Origin of the sequence: Kineococcus vitellinus, assembly GCF_009906315.1 — a bacterium.
Lineage (GTDB): Bacteria > Actinomycetota > Actinomycetes > Actinomycetales > Kineococcaceae > Kineococcus > Kineococcus vitellinus.
Map to the genome: position 1 here is coordinate 1 of NZ_JAAALL010000610.1, position 757 is coordinate 757.

The following is a 757-nucleotide window of genomic DNA, read 5'->3' on the forward strand; positions in this document are numbered from 1 at the left end:
CGCCGGCCCGTCCGCGGGCACCGCGCAGGTGCCCGTCCCGCAGGTGGCCGCGGCCACCGTCCCCGCCCCGCCCGCTCACGGCGCCACCTGCAGCGAGGTGTCGGCCAGGGCGGTCTTGCGCAGCTTCTGCATGGCGCGGTGCTGCGCCACGCGCACGGCACCGGCCGTCATGTCGAGGGCGCGGCCGGTCTCCTCGGCGGACATCCCGGCACCCACGCGCAGCGTGATGATCTCGCGCAGCTTGGGCGGCAGGGTGTCCAGCAGCCGGCCGACGGTCTCGGCGTCGAAGGCGTCCAGGGCCACCTGCTCGGGCCCCGGCTCGGAGGTGGCGGCGTCGGGGACGTCGTCGGTGGGCACGGGGGCCCGGTAGGAGGCCCGCTGCGCGTCGGCGACCTTGTTGGCCGCGATGCGGTACACGAACGCCTCGAACGGGCGGCCCGTGTCCTTGTAGCGGGGTAGTGCCGTCAGCACGGCGATGCAGACCTCCTGTGCCGCGTCCTCGGCGGCGTGATCAGCTCCGGGCAGTCGCCCGAGCTTGGCCCGGCAGTAACGGTGGACGAGGCGGCGCACCGCTGCCAGGAGGTCGGCGACCGCGCCCTGCTCCCCCGACAGGGCCCGCGTCGCCAGCTCTTGGAGCCCCCCGGCATCCGTGCTGTTCATCGCTGCGGACCGCGCCGGCGTTACACCCTCGGCGGTGTCCGGGTCCAGGTCCGGGGCGGGCGCGGTCCGCAGCGATGAACAGCACGGATGCCGGGGG

The 757-nt window shown here is 75.7% G+C and carries 1 protein-coding gene; it reads right to left on the reverse strand.

Translation table 11 applies throughout. From position 1 onward, the window contains the following. Positions 1–75 precede the first annotated feature (75 nt). On the reverse strand, positions 76–660 hold the full coding sequence (gene shbA, locus GTQ99_RS23715) for an RNA polymerase sigma factor ShbA (protein WP_166618083.1): 585 nt from the start codon (positions 658–660) through the stop codon (positions 76–78). Between the last annotated feature and the right edge of the window lie 97 nt (positions 661–757).